General features: G+C 36.7%; 11 protein-coding genes. 8 read left to right on the forward strand and 3 right to left on the reverse strand.

What is annotated here, in order from left to right; translation table 11 throughout:
* The first annotated feature begins 57 nt into the window (after nucleotides 1–57).
* The 4 genes from FN831_RS02770 (at nucleotide 58) to FN831_RS02785 (ending at nucleotide 3,602) form a co-directional block, all read left to right on the forward strand.
* The gene (locus FN831_RS02770; protein WP_142526656.1) at nucleotides 58–813 is read left to right on the forward strand and encodes a helix-turn-helix domain-containing protein; all 756 of its coding nucleotides are present in this window, start codon (nucleotides 58–60) and stop codon (nucleotides 811–813) included.
* A 25-nt stretch (nucleotides 814–838) separates the two neighbouring features.
* Complete coding sequence (locus FN831_RS02775; RefSeq protein WP_142526657.1) at nucleotides 839–1,999, forward strand: FAD-dependent oxidoreductase; 1,161 nt, start codon at nucleotides 839–841, stop codon at nucleotides 1,997–1,999.
* Nucleotides 2,000–2,475: 476 nt separating this feature from the next.
* Nucleotides 2,476–3,096: a hypothetical protein gene (locus FN831_RS02780; protein WP_142526658.1), complete on the forward strand. Its 621-nt coding sequence runs from the start codon at nucleotides 2,476–2,478 to the stop codon at nucleotides 3,094–3,096.
* The gene (locus FN831_RS02785) at nucleotides 3,084–3,602 is read left to right on the forward strand and encodes a hypothetical protein (RefSeq protein WP_142526659.1); all 519 of its coding nucleotides are present in this window, start codon (nucleotides 3,084–3,086) and stop codon (nucleotides 3,600–3,602) included. Before FN831_RS02780 ends, FN831_RS02785 begins: the two co-directional genes overlap by 13 nt.
* Before the next feature lie 140 nt (nucleotides 3,603–3,742).
* Here FN831_RS02785 and FN831_RS02790 read toward each other — a convergent pair whose 3' ends face one another.
* Together FN831_RS02790 and FN831_RS02795 are read right to left on the reverse strand one after the other, a co-directional pair.
* On the reverse strand, nucleotides 3,743–4,066 hold the full coding sequence (locus FN831_RS02790) for a nuclear transport factor 2 family protein (protein WP_142526660.1): 324 nt from the start codon (nucleotides 4,064–4,066) through the stop codon (nucleotides 3,743–3,745).
* Between the two features lie 18 nt (nucleotides 4,067–4,084).
* Complete coding sequence (locus tag FN831_RS02795; protein ID WP_142526661.1) at nucleotides 4,085–4,876, reverse strand: SDR family oxidoreductase; 792 nt, start codon at nucleotides 4,874–4,876, stop codon at nucleotides 4,085–4,087.
* A 127-nt stretch (nucleotides 4,877–5,003) separates the two neighbouring features.
* On the opposite strand from FN831_RS02795, the gene FN831_RS02800 reads away from it, so the two are divergent.
* The 4 genes from FN831_RS02800 to FN831_RS02815 all read left to right on the forward strand — a co-directional run bounded on the left by FN831_RS02800 (nucleotide 5,004) and on the right by FN831_RS02815 (nucleotide 9,455).
* Nucleotides 5,004–5,369 carry a winged helix-turn-helix transcriptional regulator gene (locus tag FN831_RS02800; protein ID WP_142526662.1) on the forward strand — a complete coding sequence of 122 codons (366 nt, stop codon included), beginning with the start codon at nucleotides 5,004–5,006 and terminating at the stop codon, nucleotides 5,367–5,369.
* A 1,315-nt stretch (nucleotides 5,370–6,684) separates the two neighbouring features.
* Nucleotides 6,685–7,764 (forward strand): Fic family protein, encoded by a 1,080-nt coding sequence (locus tag FN831_RS02805; protein WP_142526663.1) that lies wholly within the window; start codon nucleotides 6,685–6,687, stop codon nucleotides 7,762–7,764.
* Between the two features lie 925 nt (nucleotides 7,765–8,689).
* A complete protein-coding gene (locus FN831_RS02810; protein WP_142526664.1) occupies nucleotides 8,690–9,082 on the forward strand; it encodes a hypothetical protein in 393 nt (130 codons plus the stop codon).
* Nucleotides 9,069–9,455, forward strand: coding sequence for a hypothetical protein (locus tag FN831_RS02815; RefSeq protein WP_142526665.1), 387 nt, complete (start codon nucleotides 9,069–9,071; stop codon nucleotides 9,453–9,455). The genes FN831_RS02810 and FN831_RS02815 overlap by 14 nt, the downstream gene beginning before the upstream one ends.
* Nucleotides 9,456–9,713: 258 nt before the next feature.
* On the opposite strand, the gene FN831_RS02820 is transcribed toward FN831_RS02815, so the two are convergent.
* Nucleotides 9,714–10,154: transposase (locus FN831_RS02820; RefSeq protein ID WP_142526666.1), on the reverse strand; the 441-nt coding region annotated here is incomplete at its 5' end.

The raw sequence follows: 10,154 nt of genomic DNA on the forward strand, positions 1-10,154 counted from the left end.
AGTTTATCTTTACCAGTTTACCTGATGATGGGATAGTAAAAACTACTACTTTTGAATATGCCAAATACCTTTCAATACACCTCTGTCGCACCTGAAAAGGAACTTTCAATTTTTATAGAAAGTATAGGAATGTTTGGCAATTTCTCATCCTCAGAGAAGGAAGTAGTTGTTCTGCCAGACGGGCGGATCGATTTGTTTTTCATGTTTAATGCCGAAGGACAATTCAAGGTTTTGCTGATGGGCCTGGAGACCGAACCGGAGAAAAGGATAGCTCCGGCAGGTATGTCCGCATATGCTTTGAGTTTCACCCCGCTGGGGATGGAATATATTATGCAAACCAGTATTGCTGATATACTGAATTCTGCAAGGGAACTTCCTGATAACTTTTGGGGCAACCGCAAAGAGCACTTTACCGATCTGGAGACTTTCAAGAATTTTGTTATGGAAAAGATTGGAGAACATCTGCCTGCAAAAGTTGACGAAAGAAAGCTGAAGCTTTTCGAAATGATCTATGCTTCTAATGGAGAATTGAGCGTTGCTGAGCTTTCCGGGAAAACAGGCTGGAGCAGCAGACAAATGAACAGATATTTTAATGCAAAATTTGGTTTGTCTTTGAAAGCCTATTGCGATATTCTGCGTTTCAGGACTTCACTGGCACACATCGCCGTAGGCAAGCTTTTTCCTGAACTTGATTTCAGCGATCAAAGCCATTTTATCAAAGAAATCAAAAAATACTCAGGTGTTTTGCCCAAAGACTTATCAAAAAACAAAGACGACCGATTTGTACTATTATCGCTATTGAAAGAGCGATAGTTTTGTGTCATCAATTTACGAAGACATGGAATTACAGAATAAACAAATCGCAATTATCGGCGGAGGGCCAGGGGGACTGACTTTAGCAAAACTGCTCCAATTACAGGGAGCAGAAGTAAAAGTATACGAAAGGGATTTAAATAAAGATGCACGGATACAGGGTTCACCACTGGATTTACATGAAGAATCAGGTCTTGCGGCATTAAAAAAAGCAGGCTTGTTAGATGCCTTCAAAGCCAGCTTTATGGCTGGCGCAGATAAGAAACTGATCATGAACCCAAAAGCTGAGGTGTTTTTCAGCGATCATGAGTATAAGCCTGAAGAAAATTTCGGTGATGCACATTTCCGGCCTGAGATAGACAGAGGGATGCTCAGGAAAATCCTGCTTGAATCATTGAAGGCAGGTACCGTGATCTGGGACAGCAGGTTTGTCACTATGGAGAAACAGGACAAGGGCTGGTCATTAACTTTTGGCAATGGGTCAGTGGTCTATGCAGATCTGGTTATAGCCGCAGATGGAGCGAACTCTAAAATCCGCCCCTATTTAACTGATATCAAGCCATTTTATTCTGGTATCCTTATGCTGGAGGGGAATATCCTGAATGCCGCGAAGAATGCTCCACGAATTAATGACCTGCTAAAAGGCGGTAAAATCATGGCTTTCGGCAAGGGACAGAATTTGCTTTTAGGCCAAAAGGCTGATGGAGAGATTGGATTTTATGCCAGCTTTAAAGCAGATGAGGGATGGCTGAATACTAATGGTATTGATTATGGGAACCGCGATCAATTGTTAACCTGGTTTAAGGAAAAGTACAGCGAATGGGCTGTTGTTTGGGAAGAGCTGTTCGAAAACACAGAGCTGCCAGTTATTCCCCGTCCGATTTATTGTATGCCCCTGGATCAGTCATGGCAAACCATGTCCAATCTTACCATGCTTGGAGATGCTGCGCACGTAATGCCGCCATTTGCCGGAGAAGGTGTAAATATGGCGATGCTGGATGCGCTTGAGCTGAGCGAGCGTCTTAGTTCCGCGGATTACGACAGTATTTACGAAGCGATTGAAGCTTACGAGGCGAACATGCGTAAAAGGGCTTCTGCAGCCGCCAAAGAATCACTGGACAATGGTGAGATGATGCATTCAGAAGGTTCGTTAGAGGGTATTTTGGAATTGTTTAGTGGACATTAGTGCCGACATCAATTCCAAGGCCTATTAGCTCTAACCTTCAGCCAGAACTGCATTGTCTGATTTTATTTGTTGAGAGGAGAATAACTTGTTCTACGAAATCTTTTAATTACCCAGGAAACGAATTAACAACCACCATATGATTTCTTTAATTACCTACAAAGTTTAGCCAAATTTCTTATAACAAAATGCCGCTGAGATGATCTTGATGATTTGTATTTTTAGAATTGGTAGATTAAAAGAAGTTTTAATAATGACTTCTTTAACAATTTGATATTGCAAAATTTCCTAGATAGAAGATGAGTGATGAACTCCCCTTCGTAACCAAGTATGATAATAATTACCTGAAATTGATCAAAAATTACTTTGAGGCATAAGTTTTGATAGGTTTAGCGACAAATAGTGTTAACTGACATCATATTTAATATCTAATTTTATTTTAACTTAACCTCTAATTGATGTAAAACAGCCATTTCCAATTGACCTCTAACCCCTTTAATAATTCTTCAGCAATAAAGCCGTTTGCAGACATCATTTATAAAAAGATATGTAAACAGATCCCCAGCATAAATGAAATGAGTCAAATATATTTTAATAAAAGGCCAGATAGCGAAGTTATAATTATCTATTCCATAATCAATGGATGTATACATGTCGATACTAATGCAAGGGAATCCGTTATTTATTTAATAGATCCTCTTAAAAAGCAGCCTGGAGCTTTATTAAGAATGGTCAAAGGTGGAATAAATTATATAATAGATGAGGGAAGCCCTCTTATAGTAAAGGGCTTTGGAACAGCTTGCTACTCCTTTGGAACCAGTGCCAATGTAAAAATCGAGTGGGCAAAATATCTAAATAAATTAAATAACAGACCTGATAAAATCTGGCGCAGTGCCAGTTATTTACAAAATGGTAAAACCATCTCCAGTTTAACAAAAGCATCAGGTAAGATTTTGAAAGGAATAGGTAAATCATTGGATCTTGTCGGAACCGTAATGACTTACTATGATATTATTTCATCAGATTCTCCCTCTTTAATCACGCCAGATAGAATCGTGGAGGCAACTAAAAAAGAAATTTCAAGACTATGTCAAAATTAACTTCAAATGGAAATTTAATATATAAATCCAGATTTCCATTTAACACCTATCTATTAATTATTTTACCTGTAGCATTAATAGTTACATTCCTGATTCAACAACTCAACATTTACGTTTTGGCTGTCTATTTACCAGTTGCGGTAGTACTTTTCTTTGTATTCTTCTCAAAGTTCAGTAGTAGAGCTGAGATTACAGATAATCTAGAAATGAGAGTAATATTCTTCTTCCCCTGGGACAAAAATATTGACGTTGACCTTCGCAAGTTTAAATATCTAGACTATGCAAGAGGTTTCTATAATCAATTTGATGATAGAAGACTTGGGTATTTCTCGTTACTCAGAAAGTGCTACGACCTTATTATATTTTCTGATAATAAGACGAACGCACTAATGGAAATTAAGGTTAATATGAGAATGGGGTCATTCAATAAAATTATAAAACACCTTCGAAATGATGCAGGGCTACAGTTGATCACATTGAAAAGTGTTAATGAGATCATTTGGTGACTGGTTTCCATCTGGCACGTTGTCTAATATTACTATTCCTAATATTTCCTCCATGAAACGTGAAAATTCATTGCTCAAGAAACCTATTAGATTCCAGACCAAGATGAAGAAAAAAGAATGGCTAAATAAGCCATTCCAATTCATCCGGTAATTTTCAACAACTGTATCAGTTGATGTGATATTTTCAGATGATAGCTCATCAATATAGGGCTACCTGGAAAATTTCCTGAAACTTCTGCTTTTAAAATGCTCTCCGTTTCGTTTTCTTCAAAGCTGAGGGGTTTCATGGTAGCTTCGTACCGTTTGTTGGCATCCCCTATCCATTGCTCTATTTCTTTTCTTCCGCTGTGTGTTCTGCCTTCATCAAAAACTAACGCCTCTTCGGAAAAACATTTGGCATAGGCAACGCTATCAAAATTGTTTTGTGCTGTTGTTAAATCAGCTATTACTTTTGGTAAATCCATTTTTTTATTTTAAAACGATTAAGTTGTTGGCAGTGTGCCACCGTCGATAACAAATTCAGTTCCTGTTAGATAACTAGCTCTTGGTGAAACCAAAAAGCCCACTAGTTCCGCTACTTCCTCAGGTTTGGCAGGTCTGCCGAAAGGTATTCCCCCAAGCGCATCCATTACGCTTTGCTCGGCCTGCTCCAGGGAAACATTTGATCCTTGAGCGATCCTTTCCAAAAAACCTTTAACCGCAGTGGTTTTTATCCATCCTGGCGAAACTGTTAGTATGCGTACACCTTTAGGCGTAACTTCATTTGATAAGCTTTTACTGTAGTTGATCAATCCCGCTTTTGCGGCCGCATAGGGCAACGTGGAATCATACAAAGGCAACCTGCCCTGGATTGACGCAATGTGGACAATAACACCATTTTTTTGAGCGATCATTTGCGGTAAAAATCCCCTGTCTAATCGAACAGGCGCAAGCAAGTTTGCCTGCAGGGTGGATTCCCAGTCTTCATCATTTAAGGCGGCAAAGCCTCCAGCCGGTGTTTGCGAAGAACCAACGTTGTTCACCAGAATATCAAGCCTGCCGTAAGTTGACAGCACTTCGCTGGTTACTTTTCGGACTCCTTCTGCCCTACTCAGATCGGAAGGAATGAAGTGTAGTTTTTTGTTCTCTTTTTCGGGTGTATTTCTCGCGGTAATTATAACCGTCGCGCCAGCTTGCAAAAGCCTTTCCGCAATTGCTCTTCCGGTTCCTTTTGTCCCTCCCGTCACCAGGGCAATCTTGCCTGATAACTCATTGTTGAAATTAAATTGTTCCATTTTTAAGAATTGTTTACATGACAAATTGGGAAGTAAATACAGTTTGCACAATTACGGAATTACGATTCAGATAGGGATAAATTTTTCCCCTATTGCACAATATGGAACATAAGTATAACTTTATACTATGTACGAAAGAAAGATAATACCGAATTTGAATTGTGGACTTGATCTAATCGGTGAAGTTCTTTTCGGAAAATGGAAAATACGTTTGCTGTGGTTTATTAATCAGGGTCATCAACGCCCAAGCGAATTACAGCGCAAAATTCCAGATGCTTCACGTAGAGTTTTGAATATTCAGTTAAAAGAATTAGAAGAGCACGAACTGGTGACCAGAAAAATTTTTCCCGTAGTACCTCCAAAAGTAGAATACAGCCTCACCGAATTTGGCAAGACACTAATCCCGGTGATTGCACAATTAGGACACTGGGGTGATGAAAACGAAGCGCATTTGCGAGATGTGATTTTGAGACAACTTGTAAATCCTGATTAATCACCATACACCTAACATCGTTATAGCGAATTGTGTAAATGTTAGCTGTGTTATTAAGCTTATTTATTTGTTTTATGACTTGCTATTGAAATCGACTACCCAATCCATAAGACTGTTCATTGCACCAATCTGTTGTTTTTTGGATATCAGTTAAAGCCTCTGGAAAGACTTTAATTTTATAAGATGGCATTATTATTTAACTTTAAGATTCTTTGAAGCAGCATTCCAATCTAGTAAGATTTCCGGATTGGCTTTGTATTCCGAAATTCTTTCATTAACAATATTCTGATGCTTTATTGGTATATTCATATCCTCAGCCCAGATTGAGTCGCTAAGTCCAGTTTTTCAGAAGGTGATAATTTACTCAGAGCATCTGTTAATTGTCCAAATGATAATTCTACAGCGCTCATAGTATTTTGTTTATGCCTTTAACAAATTTAGCTAAATTTTTCTCTAATACAAAAAGGCCTCTGAGATCATCTCAAATGCCCTGGTGGAGCTGAGGATGATTTAAATGAACCCTTTGTGAGGCTTTTGATGCTTGTTAGGGCGGTTAATGAGGAAAATATTTTAGGAAAGGAAATTGAATATTGAGCAGTTTTTAGAGATGAGCGGGGCTGTATCGAACTCTCTTTTTTCATTAATAGATATTCATTTAGAGTATAGCTGATTTCTTTCTATTTCAATATCTAGCAAAGAATGTATCTGGATTTCCGTTATTATCATAATACATAATCAACTTATTTTTATAAACTGTTAGCGTATCAGGAATAAATTTATTGTCTTTTTCCGATCTATTCTGAAGAATGATTTTGTCTTTTACAATTTTATAATTGCCTCCATGTTCCTCACTTCCAGATGGACTTGTATCACTAATTTTTGATTTTTTCTTAAAATGAGCTCTACACCAGATAGATCATCTCGCAAACTAGCTTTAAATAATAACTGGCTAGTGAAAATAGTTGACAATAGTGGGATTAGAACTATTAATCCTATAAATATTGGCGGATAAAATTTCCGAATAAAAGATTGAAAAATGGTTATTCCAATTAAGGATAAACATATCAGCAGTGGGGTGGTAGAAATGAAACCATATTTATAAAGCAATTCATCATATGCGCAATAACAGAATAAGGATAACAATACGAGTACTATTGAGCTCCAAAAAAGATGAGTTTTATTGATAATAATTTGTAGCAATTATTTATGTCTATAATTTGGGCATTGCCTTTTGTAAACAAAAATAAAAATACATTTTATGTAACTTAGTTCCAATAAAGATGCGCCACTATAATAAAGCTCAAAATAGATAATTATGGAATACAAAAAACTGAGGCTTCCAATAGGGTTAAACATTGAGACAAAAGCTGTTTTGAAGAAAACGGCCGCAGCTCGAAGCGCCTTAGCAGAAATGAAAGGTGTTGCCTCTAGCATTCCTAATGAAAACATTTTGATTAGTACTTTAGCTTTACAGGAAGCTAAAGATAGTTCTGCTATAGAAAACATTATCACAACGCATGATGAATTATATCAATCAGATTTTTCCTCTGATGATTTCAGAAGTCTTTCTACCAAAGAAGTTTATAATTATGTTCAGGCTTTACGTACTGGGTTTGAAGTAGTAAAACAAAATGGATTCATTTCCAATAATCAAATCCTAAATATTCAGGCTATCATTGAAGAAAATAGTGCTGGTTTTCGTAAACTTCCTGGTACAGCCTTGAAAAATGAACAAACAGGAGAAGTAGTATATACTCCTCCGCAACATCCTGAAGAAATACAGGAATTAATGAATGACCTGGAGCAGTTTATAAATGATGACAATCTAAGCGATTGGGATCCACTTGTTAAAATGGCTGTTATTCATCACCAATTTGAGAGTATTCACCCATTTTATGATGGAAACGGAAGAACTGGAAGAATTATTAATATCCTTTTTCTTGTAAAAGAGGGGCTATTAAATATTCCCATATTGTATCTTAGCCGCTTTATAAATCAAAATAAATCTGAATATTATAAACTATTGCAGAAAGTAAGGAGTGAAAATTCATGGGAAGAATGGATACTTTTTATACTGGAAGGTGTAGAACAAACTTCCTTGCAAGCCATTCGTGTTATTGAAGGTATAAAAGAATTAATGCTTGGTCACAAACTAAAAATAAGAAGCGAACTGCCCAAACTTTATAGTCAAGATCTATTGAATAATATCTTTAGGCACCCATATACCAAAATTGAATTTGTAATGGAAGAATTGGACGTGAGCAGAATCACTGCTACCCGATACCTTGAACAGCTCACTAGTATAGGCATTTTGCATAAGGAAAAGCTATGGAAAGATAATTACTATATCAATAAAAGCCTGTTTGATTTTCTATCAAATGTGAGTGTTAAATAATTATCATATATAGGAAATGGCACTTTTCTATACATGATGCTGATCTCATGTATAGAAAAGTGCCATTTCCTATATATGAGATCAGCATCATGTATAGAATTTATGGTATTATGAAACAGCAAAAAAAAGCCTCTGAGATGATCTCAGAGGCCTGTGTGGAGCTGAGGAGGGCTTAAATGAACCCTTTATGAGGCTTTTGATGCTGGTTAGGGCGGTTAATGAGGAAAATGTTTTGGTGAAAGAGCTTTAAGATCCGAATGAATTATGATAAGTTTTGGGAGCTGAGGAGGGTCTAAATGAACCCTTTGTACGGCTTTTAATGCTGATAAGGGCGGTTAATGAGGAAAATGTTATGAGAAAAGAGGGCAAAAGGGAAATTGAATATTGATCAGTTTTAGGAGATGAACGGGGTTTTATCGAACAGCATTTTGATTCATTTAAGGACAGGCTATAAATTTTACCTCGCACCACTGAATCGATATTGATTAAAGACTTGGTTCATGAATTAACAAAAATGTAATGTCTTAATAGATATGGTTTATTTTGGGATATATCCATTTGGAGACAGACGGTTGAAGAATTGAAGACACCTCTTCACACTATAAAAAATATCAGGATGGCTATCATGGAACTGAGAATCCAATTTGACTAAGATATAGAAAAGAACCAAACTGCATATTCAAAGAAGTTAAGTTTAAGGAGCAGACAGCTAATAATGAAGTTTATTCATTGTAATGCTATGATCATAAAATGTTTTTCATAGAATTAATTCCTGATCTGTTCAAAAGACCAAATTCAGAATTATTAACACAAAGACCTGTATTGCATACTATAATTTGTTCCTGATCCGATCGCGATGAATAAGTTTTGATGAAGATTGTAAACATTCTCTGTAAATTTCAGATATTACAAAAAATAAAAATAAATGGATACTTCCCCAATTAGAAAATACGTGCACAGGCTGCGAGATGAACTAAGAAAAGTCGCAAAACCTATGCTTGGTTTAGATTTTAAAGTATATAACTGTGGCAAATTTGGTGCTGTGATCAGTCTCTCTTTTAAAAATAATCCGGGATTTCAAGAAAATTATTACGATGGATTTCCAAGTATTGAAAACGTTTTGAGTCAACGTCTGCCTGCTTTAAGATTCAATCCAATAGATGGGCCAAGATTTAAGGGGACAAATATGATCATGATAACAGATGAAATATTAATCATTAAGGATACCAATCCATATGAATGGTCATATGAGAAGATTACGGATGATGTAAAAACAATACTTAGTCCACCTAAAGCCAATGCAAATGAAGTTCGGTAGATTTGAAGGGGATTCCCAAGAATTCAAGGATGTTTGCGAAAACCTAGGTTATGATCCGAAAATATTTTTCGAAGTCAAGTCCCATAAGATTAATACCTGGGCACTCGTAGGAGCAATAGTTGCTTATGTAATCGTGAATATTTTTTTATTTAAGACCTTATCTACGGACGACTGGTATACAGCATTATTTATTACTGCTATTGTTTTATGGGGAGTTATATGTGTTTTAGTTCACTTAAAATTTGCGGAAAAAATTGCGACTACATTGACTGTAGTTACTGGCCTTGCTGTTATCTGCTATGCCGTGAAAATATCCACTCCAAAAGATACTATCAAAGAACTTAATAAAAAAGTTGACGCTATAATGAAATAAGATACTGCCGTTTTATCGTCTATGAAGTGGAATTATATTGATATCAAGATAATGATTGTAAGGGTTGCCTCTGTTCACAGGCTCCTCAAATGAAATTTAAGCGATTTAGGATCAATTGTAAAAGCCAGATCCTGAATGTCAACTGCAAGTTTTGATGGATCGAAAGAAGATTTATATGTTTAGATAACTCCATAAACAAAAATACCCGGGAGTGTAAAGCGAACTGTGTCAACACCACTTCTTCCTAGGTGGAGGCGGTCAGCCTCCACCTAGGAAGAAGTCGCCGAAGGCTTTAAGTCGTTCCCCAAATTTAATATACAATTGGGACATTGTCAAACCCCAGTTGTGCATTGGCATTGTCCACTTCTTAGATAGCTCTCTGAAGGCCAGATATACTAATTTTAGGAGTGCTTGATCCGAAGTGAAAGCACCTTTGGTTTTGGTTACTTTTCTAATCTGCCGGTGCATCCCTTCAATTGCATTAGTCGTATAAATCACTTTCCTGATCTCTGCTGAATATTCAAAATAGGTAGAAAGGTTCACCCAGTTATCCAGCCAGCTTTTTACTGAAAGCGGATATTTTTTACCCCATTTATCTTCAAACTCCAATAGTTTTTCATAGCCTTGTTCTTGATTATTCGCCTTATAAACTGGCTTGAGATCTTCAACAACGGCCTTTTTATCTTTCTCAGGTACATA

Origin of the sequence: Pedobacter westerhofensis, from assembly GCF_900182595.1 — a bacterium.
In the GTDB taxonomy this organism is placed as follows: domain Bacteria; phylum Bacteroidota; class Bacteroidia; order Sphingobacteriales; family Sphingobacteriaceae; genus Pedobacter; species Pedobacter westerhofensis.